This is a genomic window from Ruegeria sp. CL7 (assembly GCF_056536445.1).
Map to the genome: position 1 here is coordinate 278,411 of NZ_JBQFPQ010000001.1, position 16,017 is coordinate 294,427.

15 protein-coding genes, 1 tRNA gene and 1 pseudogene are annotated in these 16,017 nt (G+C 57.6%); 14 read left to right on the top strand and 3 right to left on the bottom strand.

Annotated features, from left to right (window positions below; all coding sequences use genetic code 11):
- Window positions 1–6 precede the first annotated feature (6 nt).
- The 12 genes and pseudogenes from ACR0LI_RS01360 to ACR0LI_RS01415 all read left to right on the top strand — a co-directional run bounded on the left by ACR0LI_RS01360 (window position 7) and on the right by ACR0LI_RS01415 (window position 12,464).
- Window positions 7–1,368 (top strand): site-specific DNA-methyltransferase, encoded by a 1,362-nt coding sequence (locus tag ACR0LI_RS01360; protein WP_480717887.1) that lies wholly within the window; start codon window positions 7–9, stop codon window positions 1,366–1,368.
- Window positions 1,365–1,751 carry a DUF5681 domain-containing protein gene (locus ACR0LI_RS01365; RefSeq protein ID WP_480717888.1) on the top strand — a complete coding sequence of 129 codons (387 nt, stop codon included), beginning with the start codon at window positions 1,365–1,367 and terminating at the stop codon, window positions 1,749–1,751. Before ACR0LI_RS01360 ends, ACR0LI_RS01365 begins: the two co-directional genes overlap by 4 nt.
- Window positions 1,741–2,133: a DUF5681 domain-containing protein gene (locus ACR0LI_RS01370; RefSeq protein WP_480717889.1), complete on the top strand. Its 393-nt coding sequence runs from the start codon at window positions 1,741–1,743 to the stop codon at window positions 2,131–2,133. The genes ACR0LI_RS01365 and ACR0LI_RS01370 overlap by 11 nt, the downstream gene beginning before the upstream one ends.
- 379 nt (window positions 2,134–2,512) lie before the next feature.
- The gene (dcm, locus tag ACR0LI_RS01375) at window positions 2,513–3,739 is read left to right on the top strand and encodes a DNA (cytosine-5-)-methyltransferase (protein WP_480717890.1); all 1,227 of its coding nucleotides are present in this window, start codon (window positions 2,513–2,515) and stop codon (window positions 3,737–3,739) included.
- A gap of 31 nt (window positions 3,740–3,770) precedes the next feature.
- The gene (locus ACR0LI_RS01380) at window positions 3,771–4,214 is read left to right on the top strand and encodes a very short patch repair endonuclease (RefSeq protein ID WP_480717891.1); all 444 of its coding nucleotides are present in this window, start codon (window positions 3,771–3,773) and stop codon (window positions 4,212–4,214) included.
- Window positions 4,211–5,461, top strand: a complete 1,251-nt coding sequence (locus ACR0LI_RS01385) for a type II restriction endonuclease (protein ID WP_480717892.1) — start codon at window positions 4,211–4,213, stop codon at window positions 5,459–5,461. Before ACR0LI_RS01380 ends, ACR0LI_RS01385 begins: the two co-directional genes overlap by 4 nt.
- Window positions 5,462–5,470: 9 nt before the next feature.
- Window positions 5,471–6,694 (top strand): restriction endonuclease, encoded by a 1,224-nt coding sequence (locus ACR0LI_RS01390; RefSeq protein ID WP_480717893.1) that lies wholly within the window; start codon window positions 5,471–5,473, stop codon window positions 6,692–6,694.
- A gap of 313 nt (window positions 6,695–7,007) precedes the next feature.
- Window positions 7,008–7,862 carry a HamA C-terminal domain-containing protein gene (locus ACR0LI_RS01395; RefSeq protein WP_480717894.1) on the top strand — a complete coding sequence of 285 codons (855 nt, stop codon included), beginning with the start codon at window positions 7,008–7,010 and terminating at the stop codon, window positions 7,860–7,862.
- Window positions 7,863–7,872: 10 nt separating this feature from the next.
- A complete protein-coding gene (locus ACR0LI_RS01400) occupies window positions 7,873–9,954 on the top strand; it encodes a DEAD/DEAH box helicase (RefSeq protein ID WP_480717895.1) in 2,082 nt (693 codons plus the stop codon).
- Window positions 9,955–10,270: 316 nt separating this feature from the next.
- Window positions 10,271–10,426, top strand: a pseudogene (locus ACR0LI_RS01405) (DUF3489 domain-containing protein); the annotation flags it as partial.
- The gene (locus ACR0LI_RS01410; RefSeq protein WP_480717896.1) at window positions 10,423–10,836 is read left to right on the top strand and encodes a DUF2924 domain-containing protein; all 414 of its coding nucleotides are present in this window, start codon (window positions 10,423–10,425) and stop codon (window positions 10,834–10,836) included. The pseudogene ACR0LI_RS01405 and the gene ACR0LI_RS01410, both read left to right, overlap by 4 nt.
- Complete coding sequence (locus tag ACR0LI_RS01415) at window positions 10,836–12,464, top strand: recombinase family protein (protein ID WP_480717897.1); 1,629 nt, start codon at window positions 10,836–10,838, stop codon at window positions 12,462–12,464. Before ACR0LI_RS01410 ends, ACR0LI_RS01415 begins: the two co-directional genes overlap by 1 nt.
- A 173-nt stretch (window positions 12,465–12,637) precedes the next feature.
- Here the strand turns inward: ACR0LI_RS01415 and ACR0LI_RS01420 are convergent.
- From ACR0LI_RS01420 to ACR0LI_RS01430, 3 genes are all read right to left on the bottom strand, one after another.
- A tRNA-Gln gene (locus ACR0LI_RS01420) sits at window positions 12,638–12,712 on the bottom strand.
- A gap of 90 nt (window positions 12,713–12,802) precedes the next feature.
- Window positions 12,803–13,792 carry an NADPH:quinone reductase gene (locus tag ACR0LI_RS01425; RefSeq protein WP_480717898.1) on the bottom strand — a complete coding sequence of 330 codons (990 nt, stop codon included), beginning with the start codon at window positions 13,790–13,792 and terminating at the stop codon, window positions 12,803–12,805.
- 96 nt (window positions 13,793–13,888) lie between these two features.
- Window positions 13,889–14,350: an SH3 domain-containing protein gene (locus ACR0LI_RS01430; RefSeq protein ID WP_171205541.1), complete on the bottom strand. Its 462-nt coding sequence runs from the start codon at window positions 14,348–14,350 to the stop codon at window positions 13,889–13,891.
- Between the two features lie 198 nt (window positions 14,351–14,548).
- Here ACR0LI_RS01430 and ACR0LI_RS01435 point away from each other — a divergent pair, with 198 nt between their 5' ends.
- Window positions 14,549–15,535, top strand: a complete 987-nt coding sequence (locus ACR0LI_RS01435; protein ID WP_171630745.1) for an NAD(P)-dependent oxidoreductase — start codon at window positions 14,549–14,551, stop codon at window positions 15,533–15,535.
- Between the two features lie 20 nt (window positions 15,536–15,555).
- Window positions 15,556–15,945 (top strand): GFA family protein, encoded by a 390-nt coding sequence (locus tag ACR0LI_RS01440; RefSeq protein ID WP_480717899.1) that lies wholly within the window; start codon window positions 15,556–15,558, stop codon window positions 15,943–15,945.
- Window positions 15,946–16,017: the final 72 nt, after the last annotated feature.

The window sequence follows — 16,017 nt, forward strand, 5'->3', positions numbered from 1 at the left end:
CTGACAATGGCTGACATCAAAGCACTGCCGGAACAGACCCGGCTCAACGTCGTCTATCGGAAGACCGACGATCTTATCCCTTACGCGGGTAACGCCCGCACCCATTCTGACAAGCAGATCGCCCAGATCGCAGCGTCGATCCGGAAATTCGACTTCGCGAATCCGGTGCTGGTCGACAGCGATGGCGGCATCATCGCCGGTCATGGTCGCGTTGCGGCCGCCAGACTGCTCGGCATGGAAACGGTGCCAACAATCGAACTGGCGCATCTTTCCGCGGCTGAGCGGCGGGCTTACGTCATCGCCGACAACCGTCTGGCCGAACTGGCGGGCTGGGACCGTGATATCCTGAAGATCGAATTTCAGGCCCTGGCTGAGCTCGATCTGGACTTTGAACTGGAAATTACCGGCTTCGAGACTGCCGAGCTGGACATCCTGCTGGACGACGATAGCAGCGAGGCTGCCGAAGACCCGGCTGATATCGTACCGGAGCCCGATCCGGGCCCGGCAGTCACACGTCCCGGTGATATCTGGCAGCTCGGTCGTCATCGGCTGATCTGCGGCGATGCGCGTGACCCGGCGACCTACGCCGCGCTGATGGGCGGTGATCGTGCCCGGGCTGTGTTCACAGACCCGCCGTACAATGTGAAGATCGACGGCCATGTCTGTGGCTCCGGCGCGGTGAAACACCGCGAATTTGCTATGGCCGCCGGCGAAATGGATGCCGGCACCTTCACGGCCTTTCTGGAGGTTTCGCTGGGCGCCATGGCGGATGTCAGCCATGACGGCGCCATTCACTTCGTCTGTATGGACTGGCGGCACATGGCCGAACTGCAGACCGCGGGTTCAAAGGTCTATTCCGAGCTGAAAAACCTCTGCGTCTGGGCCAAGACCAATGGCGGCATGGGCACTTTCTACCGGTCCCGCCATGAGCTGGTCTATGTCTGGAAGGTTGGCACAGCGCCACACACGAACACCTTCGGCCTCGGCGAAAAGGGACGTTACCGGACGAATGTCTGGGACTATCCGGGCGTCAACAGCTTCGGCGGAAACCAGCAGGATCTGGCACTACATCCGACCGTCAAGCCAGTAGCGCTGGTGGCCGACGCGATCCGCGATGTCACCCGGCGCGGCGAGATCGTGCTGGATGGCTTCGGTGGTTCTGGCACGACCCTGATCGCAGCCGAGCGCAGTGGTCGCGCCGCACGGCTTGTCGAACTGGATCCGGTCTACTGCGACGTCATCTGCCGCCGTTACGCGGCGCTGACGGGCCATGATGCGGTCCTGGCAGAAACGGGCGAAAGCTTTGCTGCGGCCGCCGGGCGGCGGGCACAAGAGGCACTGACCCCGGCAACGGAGGCGGCAGAATGACCGATCAGACCAAGACCTCGGTGGGCTATATGAGCCCGCCGGAGCACAGCCGCTTCAAGAAGGGCCAGTCCGGCAATCCGAAGGGCCGGCCGAAAAAGCCCGATGACATCTACTCGCATCTGCAACGTGTCCTGAAACGCCAGGTCAAGCCAAAGGGCGCAGACAGACAGATGCCGATCAGTGAAGCTCTGATCCGGAAGTTGCGCGAGCTGGCCCTGTCGGGAGACAGGCGGGCACTGGCACTGCAGAGAAAGATTCTGGACGAAGCCGGTGTCGCTGAGGCCCGGCGCTTCGATCCCGAAGCAAAGAAAAAGGAGATCCTCGATCGGATCCGGCGCGTGGACGCGAAGCTCAAGAACGAAGGAGGCAACGATGCCGGATGAATATAATATCGGCTACGGCAAACCGCCAAAAGCCAGCCGCTGGAAGAAAGGCCAGTCGGGCAATCCGAGGGGTCGCCCGAAGACCCGCTCTGATCTCGTAAACGAGGCTGCAAAGATCCTGTCTGAGCCGGTGACGGCCCGGACGCCGGAGGGCCGCAAAGTGTCCCTGGCCGCCTATGAGGCGGGGTATCTGGGGCTCTGCAGGCGCGGACTTGCGGGGCATGTCCCGTCCCTTATTGCGGCAATCAAAATCATGCTGGAGGTCCAGCCTGCCGTAGACGCGCGTGAAGAAAGTGACCGGCAACAGCGCGATGATTTCTTCGCCAGACTGGAGAAGATGGGCGTAAAGGTGCCAGGCCGGGAGCCTGGAGATGAGGCCTGATCCCCGCCAGATTAACAGGCAGCCACTATAGGCCCCACAGCCGTGCACGGACCGCTGTGGGGCCGTATGTTGCCAGCGCAGGGCTCCGGGGCACCAAGCCCACAACAGCTTAAGAGCGGCTCTCAGACCCTTGGGCAAAACTGGATAGATCAAGGGGCGCCTCCACGCCTGAGCTCCCGGTTGTGATGGGTATTGTGAGCCAGAACCCGGTTGCCTCAATCTCATGAAATCGACCAAGCAGGTTCCTGTTTTGTCCTTGTATCTCGCCTGGATACAGTAGGTATTAACGGAAAATATACCATATGTCCGCAGATTGTTCTTGTCTGGCGGGCGCGCGCCCGCCATAGTGTCAGAAAAATTCCCAGGGCGGTGAGCAGTGATGACGGACTTTGAGATCCTTCTCCGGAAGGCAGGTTATTCGGTACCCCAGGCGGCAGAACACCTCGATTATTCAGAGGGTCATATTTATCGCTGGATCCGGGGCGAAGAGCGGCCGAGGGACGGTATCATCCGTCTGCTGGAGTTGGAAATCAACCAGCGGCGCGGGCCGGACAGCGGCGGCGGCTTCACCTTCATCGATCTCTTTGCCGGGATTGGCGGTCTTCGGAAAGCGATGGAAAGCGCGGGCGGGCGCTGCGTCTTTACCTCTGAGTGGGACAAGTACGCGCAGCAAACCTATCTTGCGAACTTCCCCGACAACCGGCCCATCGCGGGGGATATCCGCGAGGTCGATGCTGCGGCGATTCCGGATCATGATGTCCTGGTGGCCGGGTTTCCTTGCCAGCCGTTCTCTATTGCCGGGGTCTCAAAGAAGAATGCGCTGGGACGCCTGCATGGATTTGATGACGAGACCCAGGGCACGCTCTTTTTCGATGTCCTGCGGATTCTGATGGCCCATCGCCCGGCGGCCTTCCTGCTGGAAAACGTCAAGAACCTTAAAAGCCATGACCGGGGCCGGACGTTTGACGTGATCCGCCGCAAGCTGGAGGACGACCTCGGCTATACCCTCCAGACCCGTATCATCGACGCGGCACACTACGTGCCTCAGCACCGCGAGCGGATCGTTATTGTCGGGTTCAGGGAAGAGGTGCCATTCTCTTTCGACGATATTGATCTTCCGAGGCGCGGGCACCGTGTGATGCGGGATATCCTGCACCCGGAAAACGGTCTGGAGGCGCCGGAGCGGCACTACACGGTCGGCGACAACGCCGCCGTCAGCGACAAATACACCCTGACGGACAAGCTCTGGCAATATTTGCAGGACTACGCGGCCAAGCACCGGGCGAAGGGCAACGGCTTTGGGTTCGGGCTGGTCGATGGCGACAGCATCGCCCGCACGCTGTCGGCCCGGTATTACAAGGATGGATCGGAAATTCTCGTCAGCCGCGGCGAGGGAAGAAATCCGAGGCGTCTTACTCCGCGCGAATGCGCCCGCCTCATGGGCTACGACGAAGATTTCCGGATCCCGGTCTCCGATACCCAGGCCTACAAACAATTCGGGAACTCTGTCGCGGTGCCGGTCTTCGCGGAGGTTGCACGGATCATGAGACCGCATATCCTGAACCTGACCAGCAATCAGGCGGAGCCGGTAATCAGAGTTGGCTGATGTTCATGACAAAGCGACCCGCAGCCGGAATATGGCGGCGATCCGGGGCGCTGACACCAAGCCGGAAATGATGATCCGCCGCGGGCTCCACGCCCGCGGTTTCCGCTTCCGGCTGCATGATCGGAGGCTGCCCGGACGCCCTGATCTGATTTTTCCGAAACATCACGCGGTGCTCTTCGTCCATGGTTGCTTCTGGCACGGCCACGGCTGCCATCTCTTCAAGTGGCCAGGCACGCGGGAAGAGTTCTGGCGTCAAAAGATCGGGGCCAATGTTGCCCGGGATGAGGCCAGCAAAAAGGCGCTGCACGAGGCGGGCTGGCGCGTCGGGGTTGTCTGGGAATGCGCCCTGAAGGGGCGCCAGAGACGGCCGGTGGACGATGTGCTGAACGCCGTTTCCGATTGGCTGTACGCGCCGGTTGGCGACTTCAGTCTGCAGGGTTTGACCGCGGATGAGCCAGAGGCGGTGCCCTCATGAAGTTCGGTGTTCTGGCAGATCTTTTTGAGGGCGCCGGGGCCAAGGTGCTGACCGAGGTCGAGATTAACCGACAGCGCTCAAACCAGCACGAGTTTCAGGGCGTCAGCGGCTTCCGGGCATTTCTGGGCACGCCCGCCGAAAAGCAGACGTTCCCGGCGATCTTCTACTGGCTGGAAGACGATGAGGACGCCGAACCCGTCCGGCTGGACTCGTTTTGTACCTGGAGCGACGTTCGTCGAGGCAGGGCAGGACGGAGCCCTGAATATCACCTTTACTATGCAGCGGAGTCTGAGCCGGCTGTGCACCGGGCCCGGGCCGGCGATCAGGTTGTGATTGCCCGGACAAAGGATGGCAGCCTGATGGTGCTCCTGACGCCGGAGGGGTCAACGATCGGCCAGCAGCTTTTGTGGCTCTTCGGGCTGGATCTTTTCGAGGGAAGATCTGTCGCGCGCCGCCTTGATCGCGACGATGCGGTTGAACTTGGCTTTGCAGCGCGAAGCGTTCTGGCAGATCTGGGGATTGAGACAGATGAGCCGGAGCCAGATGCCTTTGACCTGCTGGTCGAAAAGTTCGGGCGGGCGTTTCCAGGAACCGTTCCGCTGTCTGTATTTGCCCGGGAAACGCTGTCACATATCGATCCGCTGGACGATCCTGACGGTGCGCTCATTGCCTGGATGGAGCACGAGGAGGCGCTGTTCCGCCATCTGGAACGCGAGATCGTGTCAGACCGTCTCAAGGCAGGCTTCTTCGAGGCGGATAGGGCTGATGTCGACGGGTTCCTGAGCTTCTCACTGAGCGTTCAGAACCGGCGCAAATCGCGGGCAGGCTATGCCTTCGGACACCATGTCGAAGCCATCCTGCAGGCCCACGGGGTCAGCTACACGCGCGAAGCAACGACCGAGAAGCGGAACGCGGCAGATTTCCTGTTCCCCGGCGAGGACGAATACGCGGACCTCCGATATCCCGATGACCAGCTTGCTATGCTGGCGGTGAAAACAAGCTGCAAAGATCGCTGGCGGCAGGTTCTGGCAGAGGCGGACCGGATCAGGACAAAGCATCTGCTTACCCTTGAGCCGGCAATATCGAAGATTCAGACGGGCGAAATGCAGGGCCAGGGCCTGCAGCTTGTGCTGCCCGCCTCATTGCACAGCACATATCAGGCTGACCAGCGCGCGTGGCTCATGGGAGTCGGGGATTTTCTCGGAGCGGTCCAAGACCTTCGTGGGCGGCAACGTCTTTTGATTTGAGGGATTGTAATGAGCGAAGAGTTCTGGCGCGTAGGTCACCAGTATCGTGACAAGGCGGGCGTGAAGTTCGAGGAAGACGAACTTCTGCGTTGGCTGAATACGTCCGCCGGTTCGATCGCGAACTCGGGTGGTATCAGGTTCAAGGACCCGGTCTCGGGAGGACCAGTGGATCCGGAGACAGAGCGTGCCGTCCCTGCATTTTTTGTCCTGATCACCAGGGACATGTCCGCCCAGCATCACAATCCCTGGGACGACGTCGTCGATGAGGTCAGCGGAAACATCTACTATTGGGGTGATGCGAAGTTTTCGGCGCGCGAGAAGTTGTTCAATCAGTTTCCCGGCAACGCGCGTATCGAAGCGACAAACAACCTGCGACTCGCCGGGCGGCTCGATGAGATGCCACCGATACTTCATTTCTCGAAGCAGAAATCCGGGTGGCTGACATTCAATGGTCTTTGTGCCTTATCTGACGTCAGACATGCGTGGTTTGAGGACGAAGGGAAGCCGATCAAAAACCTGCGCATCCTGCTTTCCATCCTGGATACCGAGACGGTTTCTGTAGAGTGGCTTCGGCAACGTGTCATTGCCGGCGATGTTCGTGAGGTCGACAGGAAACTTGCCCCGGAAGTCTGGCGGAAGGTAATCAAGGGTAAGATAGAAAGGCGGCAGGTCTGGTCTTCTAAGGTTCGGAGCAAACAGCAGCAGGTTCCGGTTGCCGGATCAGATGATGAGACGATCCTTGAAGAAGTCGCTGCGCTCACGCCCGCTGAATTTGAGGCGTTCACCGTGGCCCTGATCGACAAGCTCCCGGACATCGTTCCGGGCCTGGAGCATCGCGTTACGCGAACCAGAAGGACAGGCGACCACGGCATCGACTTCTTCGGCATGTTTAAGATGCCATATCCAATTGACTATGAGATCGAGTTCCTAGGTGAGGCCAAACGCTACAAGACGGCCATCACGCCGGATCAGGTTTCCCGTCTTGTTGCACGGCTTGGGAGAGGCCAGTTCGGGCTGTATTTCACAACGTCTTGGTACTCTGAACAGACGCAGAAAGAGATCGAGGCTGATCGCTATCCAGTGCGCCTATTTTCCGGGCAGGACATTGTAAACATCCTTCGGGCTGGAGACTGTGTCTCCGGCGGAGGACTAAGGGCCGAGTGGAAAGAGCTGGCCCTTGCCGATGTGGAGGGACATAGCGCCGACGGTCTCAGGCCCACATCTTTGTGGTAGATGCGGTTTCAGGGAGCTTTGCCGCGCTCATTCACACGCACACATACTTGGAATTATCGGCTCAAAGGAGACATCGATGGTATGCTCGAACGCTGCATCGCAACACCCGTGAAACTGCCATTTCCGCCTTGAACCACAACAGCAGACGCGTTTGCTAGGCGATTGGGCTGATATCGTTCTTCGGAGCAGTCTGATCCCGACCATCAAAGCCATGTAACGGGTTGCGGCACCGCTGGACACACAACTTTTGCGAGTTGCCTCGTCAAAGCTCTTAGGCCATGGTGAATCCAAAATACCAAGAGCAGAATATTAAATGTCAAACCCTTACAAGCTCGCCCCCAACTGCATTCTATCCCGTGTTACGGACGCCAACGAAAGTTCAGAGAGCTATTGCGCAGGCTTCGAACTATCCGAGTGGCGGTGTTCTGGTCTCGCTGACAATCTAATAGAATGGATTATTGACTACGCATTAAAATCTGACGAACTTCGCGACACGAACCACACCAATACGTTTGTTCGCCTCAAACAGGCAGCTTCCAGAGTTTATACCAGTGAAAAATATGAACGGCGTGGCGAGGTAGGTGAGATTGCCGCTCACGCTGTTTGCCGAACCTATTTCAATACAATACCGGTTGCGGCTAGGGTAAACTATCTGAGCGCATCAAACGATCCGGTAAAGGCATTTGACTTGGTTCATGTGCGGTACGTCGGCGGTGACAATATAGAGCTTTGGTTGGGTGAAGCGAAATTCTTCGGAAACCGGAACGACGCAATTAAGGATGCAATCGCATCCATAAAAGGGCACATCACGTCCGGATTCCTTAAAAACGAAAAGCTGCTGCTTGGACCACAGGTTTCCAATGACATTCCGCACAGCATGAAAATCAAGAAACTCCTGTCTGCGGAAGCTTCACTAGACGAACTAATTGCGAGTGCAGTTTTCCCAGTTCTGATCGCAGCAAACAGCGATGCGACTTCTCGCCACGTATCGGCAAACGATAGCTACAGCATCGAGGTAACCGACGAGATGAACGCCTTGTGGGAGAAGTTGAAGGCGTCAGGGCTGACAAAAAAAATAAGAATCAAACTCATTTACGTCCCGTTGGGCGACAAAGATGCGCTCAACAAAGCCTTCGATGACCGCCTTAAAGGGCTTCAAATTGTTTAAGGTGTAGGAAATGCCCGTTCTGGATATCAACTGGAGTGATCTGAATGCGCTAACTGGTTCCGATTTGAAGCGCGAAACCTTTCGAGTGCTGCAAGCCGCGTCGTTCGCCATTCAATCAACCGACGTCGACGACCCAAGCTTGCTTGAGGTCGTGCCTAGGCTTGCCGATCTCTTGGACACACACCAGGAAGAACTTCTAAGCTATCGGCCTCTCGTAAGCTCTTTGGCCCGAGCTACGGGCCTGTGGAATTATATCGAAACTGAGTTTGCAGACGAGACAGACGCGCTTGTTGCTGAGGCTGTAACTGCTCCTGAATTGGGAGGGGTAACGTTTCACCGTGAACAGATCAAAGCTCTGGATGCGCTCCTAGCAGGGCGAAATCTTATCTTGAGCGCCCCTACCAGTTTTGGAAAGAGCCTGTTGATCGACGCTCTACTCTCGACGGAACGCTATCGTCGCGTGGCGGTTGTACTTCCAACGATTGCGCTACTCGATGAATTCAGAAGACGCTTTCGGGACCGCTTTTCGGAAAAGTTCAAGCTGGTGATGCATCAGAGCGAAACATCGACAGATGAGCCAACCATTTTCTTAGGTACCCAAGAACGACTGATATACCGCGAAGATTTGGGGGATTTGGACCTCACTGTTGTTGACGAGTTTTACAAACTTGACCCCGACAGACGTGACGAGCGAAGCATCACACTCAACGCTGCGGTCTACCGTTTGCTCAAGCGGTCCAAGCAATTCTTCTTTCTTGGCCCCAATATCGACAAAATATCTGTCGCACCAGATTCCCGGTGGAACTTTGAGTTTCTGAGGACTCGGTTTTCTACCGTCGCGGTGGAGACCTTGGACCTCCAAACTGTATCGGACAAGCGCGGACGTCTGATTGAAGAAATTGGCGAGGATAGAAACTGGCCTGCGCTTGTCTTCATTTCGTCGCCGGGCCGGGCCAACAAACTCGCAATCGAACTTTCTGAAAAGATGGCCGTGGCAGAAGACACGAGCGACTTCGCTGTCTGGTTGAAAAACAATATTGGGCGAAACAATTTTCTGTCATTGGCAGTCTACTATGGATTTGGTGTTCATCATGGCCGCATTCCGCGAGCAATTGCCGCGCAAATGGTTCGCCTCTTCAATCAAGGTAAGCTGCCCGTACTGCTTTGCACGTCAACGCTCATAGAGGGCGTCAACACGGCGGCAAAGACCGTCATGATATATGACAAAAAGATAAACCGAGACTCGTACGACTTCTTCACCTACTCAAATATCAAAGGGCGCGCTGGGCGGCTGGGACAACATCACGTAGGCCAAGTTATGGTCTTCAACGATATTCCTGAGCACACCGAACTGGAAGTCAGCCCAACACTGTTTTCTGAGGATGACGAGCTACCCGACGAATACATCGTGCATATCGACAAACCGGATAGGTCAAAACGGTCAGATGATCGCTTTCGTTACTACCGGGATCGTTTGGGTCTAGAGGGCGACGATCTCAAACTGGCGTCTTCAATCGGATTGGAAACTGCCATCGCGATAAAGGAGCAGGTAAACCGCTCCCTTAAAAAGAGCGACAAATTGATTTGGGCAAACTGGCCAAGATGGCCCGAGATTCTCGAAGTCTGTGATGTATTCTGTTCTCAACAGAAGGTCGGCTCTTTTGGAGCGTTCAATACCAGACAACTTGCTACTCTTATCGACAGACTTCGAAAGGCAACAAGCCTAAGAGGTTTCCTTCTGGACCAAGATCAGAGCTACAAGGGCCAACCGGAAAATCGGGACAATATTTTTAAGTTTTTGCGGGCTTGCGAGTATGGTTTGCCGCAGAACTTTGCTCTGGTAGAGCTATTTGTCCGCCAGTCCTCGCCACAAGCCGACTACAGTCTGTTTCTTGGCAGCATTGGAAGCTGGTTTCAGCCAGAAATTCTCAAGGAGTTGGACGAGGAAGGGGTGCCAATTCAGATTTCGCAGGCGTTCTATGTTGATGGTGACACCAAGACGAGCTTGAGGAAACGCTTGTACGAAGCCATCCGCAACCCGAAGACAGAGCTAACGAAATTCGAGCGTGAGTGGTTGCAGCAAGCCTTGTGATGGTGGTTCGGCCAAGAGCATAGGCTGTCGGCGGCCGCTCTCTCGCAGCCGCAGCGAATGACCGGATTCCCGCCAAACTTTTCCATAATCCACTGGACTTTTGAGCGTGATAGAGCGGAACTGGGCACGCACCCTGTCGCCCGGAATGTCCGGGCTCCACTCAGTACTGGGCGGGGGATTGGCCTTAGTCCGCAGAGTGGAGAAACAGGATGGCAATGTCATCTCATCAAGAGAACAAACCGGCGAGCCCAAAACCTTCCGGAGGCAACGCGACGCGTAGCGTCCAGTTGCACAAGTTGCTGACCCGAAATCCGGAGTAACGCTGGCGCATTTACAGAAGACCTTCGGCTGGCAGCCCCATACAGCACGAGCCGCGATCTCTGCCCAACGCAAGGCAGGCTACCAGATCGAACGCAGCGATAGCGACAAAGGTTCGGTCTATCGCGTGGTCTGGGCGGACACTGCGGCATGAGCGGTGACGGCCCCGGCAAGCTGGAATGCCTGATTGCAGACATCAGTGCCTTTGACCGCACCGAATGCCTGGATCGCTGGAGAGAGGTGTTTGGGCGTCCGCCACCCAAACACCTCTCACTGCAGTTTATGAAGCGGGTGCTGATCTGGGAGACACAAAACCGGGCGCTGGGCGGTGTGTCACTCAAGACCACCCGGCGCCTGAACCAGATCGCCTCCGGTAAATCACTTCCAGCCACGACAAAAGCGGGGTCGCATCTGATCCGCGAATGGAATGGCCGCACCTATCAGGTTGAGGTGGTGGAGGGGGGCTACGTCATGGATGGGAAAACCTGGCGGTCCTTGTCGGCCATTGCCCGACACATCACCGGCGCCCGGTGGTCCGGACCCCGCTTCTTCGGAGTGCAGTGATGCGCCGGATCCGCTGCGCCATCTACACCCGCAAGAGCTCGGAAGAGGGGCTTGAGCAGGATTTCAATTCTCTGGATGCGCAGCGAGAGGCCTGCGAAGCCTATATCGCCAGCCAGAAGCACGAGGGCTGGGAACTGCTCCCGGACCACTATGACGACGGCGGGATCTCCGGAGGGCATCTGGATCGTCCGTCTCTGCAGCGATTGATGCAGGCTGTCGATGAAAAACGCGTCGACCAGATCGTTGTCTACAAGATCGACCGCCTGACGCGCTCGCTGGCTGACTTCGCAAAACTGGTCGATCGATTGGACGCGGCCGGGACGTCCTTTGTCTCGGTAACCCAAAGCTTCAACACGGCCACCAGCATGGGGCGGCTGACTCTCAACATGCTGCTCAGTTTTGCCCAGTTCGAACGTGAGGTCACGGCAGAGCGCATCCGCGACAAGATCGCAGCCTCAAAACGCAAGGGCATGTGGATGGGCGGAAGCGTTCCACTTGGCTATCAGCCGGATGGCCGAACGCTGAAGATCGACGAGGATGAAGCGAACACGATCCGGACGCTTTACGACCTCTATCTGAAACACGGCATCTTACGAGAGGTTAAAGAACGGGCAGAGCAACTCGACCTCAGGTCCCGGTGCCGTAACCGGGCGGGTGGTCGGATATCAGGCGGAAAACACTTTGATCGTGGTCACCTCCAGCACATCCTGAGCAACCCAGTCTATGCCGGACGGATCCGTCACAAACAGCAGGTGTATGAAGGGCAGCATCCGGCGATCATTGATCCTGAGATCTGGGACACGGTTCAGGATATGCTGCAATGCAGGGCCTCCATCGCACGCGGTTCAGTAAAAAAGGCAACAACATCTCTGCTGGCTGGAAAGCTATTCGATGAAACTGGCGATCGCCTGACACCCAGCCACAGCCGCAAGAACGGCAAACGTCTGCGCTACTATATCTCTCGCAGGCTGGTGAAAGACCGTAGTCGGAAACATCCTGACGCCTGGCGGCTACCCGCCGAGCAGGTTGAAAGGCTGTTGTCAGATCTTGTTGCGCAGCATGTGGGCCGACCTGATGCGGCGTCGTCAATGATCCAGAATGCATCGGCGGCAGAGATCGTCTCGGCTGCCGAAAAACTGAAAGAGCTGACGCAGACGCGAGCATGCCTGGCGCTTGTTGAACGTGCTGATTTGCGACCGGGTTTGGTCACCGTGCAATTGAGCGCTGCCGTTCTCGCAAAACAGTTGGGGTGCCAATCGGAACAGATCTATCAGGCGGAATTGATGATCAAAGCGCCCTTCCAGATGCGCCGGCGCGGGGTGGAGTTGAGATTGCATCTGGGTGCACCGCCACCAGAGATCGATCAAACCCTCGTGCAGAACATCATGAAGGGGCGCCGTTGGTTGTCGATGGTCATTGCGGGAAAGACCTTCTCGGAGATCGCAGAAACCGATGGCGTTTCAAAACGGCGCGTCCAGGACGTGGCCAGTCTCGCGTTGCTCGCCCCTGATATTCTTGGCTCCATCGCTCAGGGTGGACAACCCGCAGGTCTCACCACCGACTATCTGATCAAGACCCGGTTCCCCGCAATCTGGTCAGAACAGCGCGTGCAGTTCGCAGCGCTCTGATATCAGAATCTCCCAAACTCGTACCGTCGGAATTGCAAACAGAGACTGCGGCCCGAAATCGGCCTTGGATGTGCCCGGGATTGTGTCTCTGCTCGAAGCGCCGCACGCCAAGCGCCCGGAAACACGGGACAATTGCCCGGTAACTTCTCAGCGTCTGAAATCAGGGAAGTGTTTGGCTGGGGTGGTAGGATTCGAACCTACGATACACGGTACCAAAAACCGCTGCCTTACCACTTGGCTACACCCCAACAGTGAGCGGCTATCTACGATTGTTGTTGGCGGGGATCAAGAGCGTTTTGTCAAAAAAACTCAGGTTGAACCGATTTTTTTCAGGGCAGTCATTGGGTGTCGATCAACACGGCTCCGGTCCGGTTTCCATCCTGCACCATTGCATGCGCAGATGCGCATTCTTCCAGTGCAAAGACCTTTTGAACAGGGCAGGTCAAAGCGCCATCCGTCAATGCCTTGTGAAGGGTTTTCACGGCATTGGTACGAAGATCCAGCGGAAGAAGGTAAATCAAAATGGTCTCAAGCGTCATGGCTTTGAACATCATCGGTCCGAATGGAAACACGGGGGCCATGTCTTGGGCAGAGCCATAGGCGTTGATGCGACCGTTCTCGGCAATGACCGCGGCGTTTGTTTGAATATTCCGGCCGAATTCGACGTCGATAATTCGGCCGATTGTCTTTCCTTCATTTGCATCGAGAATTTCGGAGGAAAGATCCTTGCTGGCGTAATCAATCACGATATCTGCGCCGGCTTCTCGGACCCGGTCAAAGTTGCGAGGGCTGGCGGTAGCGATCACGCGCGCGCCTGCCCATTTGGCAAGCTGAACGGCCAGAAAGCCGACGGTGCCCGCGCCACCGTGTATCAAGATCGTTTGCCCATCGGGACAGCCGCCTGAAAACACCGCGTGGCAGGCGGTAAGACCGGGAATGCCCAGAATCGCGCCGGTCTGCATCGACACCGCATCCGGCAGAGCCACGGCCTGGGCATCGGGAAGGGTGATGTGGCTGGCGGCGGTGCCGAAAGGGCGTTGCCATTGCCCGTTCCAGATCCACACGCGCTGCCCGATCCGAGATGCGGATACTCCGTCGCCAACGGCCGAAATCACACCAGCGCCGTCACTGTGCGGGATGATCAGGGGGAACGGAGGCTCTGTCACGCCCGGTCTGGTCCCGGCGCGGGCTTTGACGTCGGAAGGGTTCACTCCGGAAAAGGACAGCTCTACCGTGACCTCGCCCGGACCCGGCGGGACCGGAGGGAGGTCCTTTATCCGCAGGACATCGGCCGGGTCTCCGAAGTTGGAATATGTAACTGCGCGCATGATCGCCTCCGTTTTGGTCGAGTTTCACAGCATATCGGCAGGAAACTCAAACACCTTGTCGCGTGTCCGCAACGCGGGGGAAGGTCGGCCCTGTGGTTATTCGCGAATCTCGGACGGGTCGACCCCCCAAAGGTTCGACTTCAAGGTCCAACCCCGATACCCGCCGGCGGTGATCCGGCACCAGTCCAGCGAGCAGGTTCCCAGTCGGGCCACGACCCCGGATTCGAAATGCGCATTCACGGGGGAGGTCGGATCGGGTCGGGCATAGACAGGCAGCATTTCGGATTCAATCAGCACTGTCCGAACACCCGACAACAGGGCGTAGTGAACCCAGCCTCCGGCGCCGTCGCGGTCCTGAACCCGTCGCCAGTTGCCGTATTCGGCAGTGACTTGAAGCGGCATTCCGCGCCGTTTGAACACCCAGTCGATTCGATGTGTCAAAGAAGGTCCGCGTCGCACGTTGCCTTCTGCTGCTTTCATCGAGACATAACGGGGCAGGGGGAGGTTGGTGACGGATCCTCGTTTCACGTCGGCATGAGCAGCCCATGCGCCGAACATGATCAGAAATACGGATAGTGCCGCCAGACAGCGGCGATTTACCGGTCGAATACCACTCACTGACTGCCTGCTCTTATGCCTGTTGATCCGGTTCCGAAAAAAGGTCGACTCAATGCCAAAGGGGTTCTTGTGCCCCGCCTTATCCTGCGCCACGATGCCATGGCGCGCGTCCGTTTGCAAAGCAGTGGGAGGGCCGAGGTGCCAAGAGAACGTTTGAGTGTTGTCGTTACGCGACGGTTGCCCGAAGCGGTCGAAACACGTTTGAGCGAGTTGTTTGATGTGCGCTTGCGCGACGATGACACTCCGATGACGCGCGAAGAACTGGTGGCCGCAGTGCAGGACGCTGATGTCCTGGTGCCTACGGTGACTGATGCGATTGATGGCGGTCTGCTGGGGCAGGCGGGCGAAAGGCTGAAGCTCATCGCCAATTACGGTGCCGGTGTCGACAATATTGACGTGTCCACAGCGCGCCAGCGTGGGATTCTGGTGTCGAACACGCCGGGGGTTCTGACCGATGACACCGCCGACATGACCATGGCCCTGATTCTGGCCGTTACCCGACGCATTCCCGAAGGTCTGAGCGTGATGCAGCAGGGAGATTGGTCCGGCTGGGCGCCCACCGCGTTTCTGGGAGGCCGTATCGGTGGTCGTCGTCTGGGCATTCTGGGCATGGGCCGGATCGGGCAAGCGGTGGCGCGGCGTGCGAAAGCGTTTGGAATGCAGGTCCATTATCACAACCGCCGCAGGTTGCGCACCGAGACCGAGCAGGAGCTGGAGGCAACCTATTGGGAAAGCCTCGATCAGATGGTCGCGCGGATGGATGTGATCTCGGTTAATTGCCCCTCAACGCCGTCGACCTTCCATCTGATGAACGCACGTCGTCTGAAACTGATGAAACCCTCGGCAGTGATCGTGAACACGTCACGTGGTGAAGTTGTGGACGAAAACGCCCTGACCCGGATGATCCGCGCAGGTGAAATTGCGGGGGCGGGGCTGGATGTCTACGAACAGGGCACTGACGTGAACCCGCGCCTGCGGCAGCTGCCCAATGTGGTTCTGTTGCCTCATATGGGATCAGCCACGCTCGAGGGCCGGGTGGAGATGGGCGAGAAGGTCATCATCAACATCAAGACCTTCGAAGATGGCCACCGCCCGCCGGATCAGGTTGTGCCAGCAATGCTCTAGCGCTCTGGAAAGGAGCAGGAATGGACGTCTATGAAGGAGGGTGCCGTTGTGGAAATCTGCGCATCAGGGCTTCGGGTCGTCCTCTGCGGGTCGGAATCTGTCACTGTTTGGACTGCCGCAAGTATCATGGCGCGGTTTTCTATGCGGCGGCCGTTTTCCCGGACGACAGAATAGAGGTTTCCGGCGAAGCGCGTGGTTATGCTAACAGGTATTTTTGCCCCGGCTGCGGCTCTCCGGTCTTTGCGCGCAGCGGAACCGAAGTGGAGGTGCATCTTGGATGCCTTGATGCGCCAGATCAGTTGGCGCCAACATATGAAAGCTGGGTCATCCGGCGTGAAGCTTGGTTGCCCGAGTTCCGCGGTATGACCCGCTATGATCAGGATCGATTGGTGGGCGACGCAAAGGCTTAACGCGTGCTGCGGACACCGGCCATTTGCTGATGGCGTGCAGGTTGGACTTGTTCAGAGCGTGTTCGGCGCGCA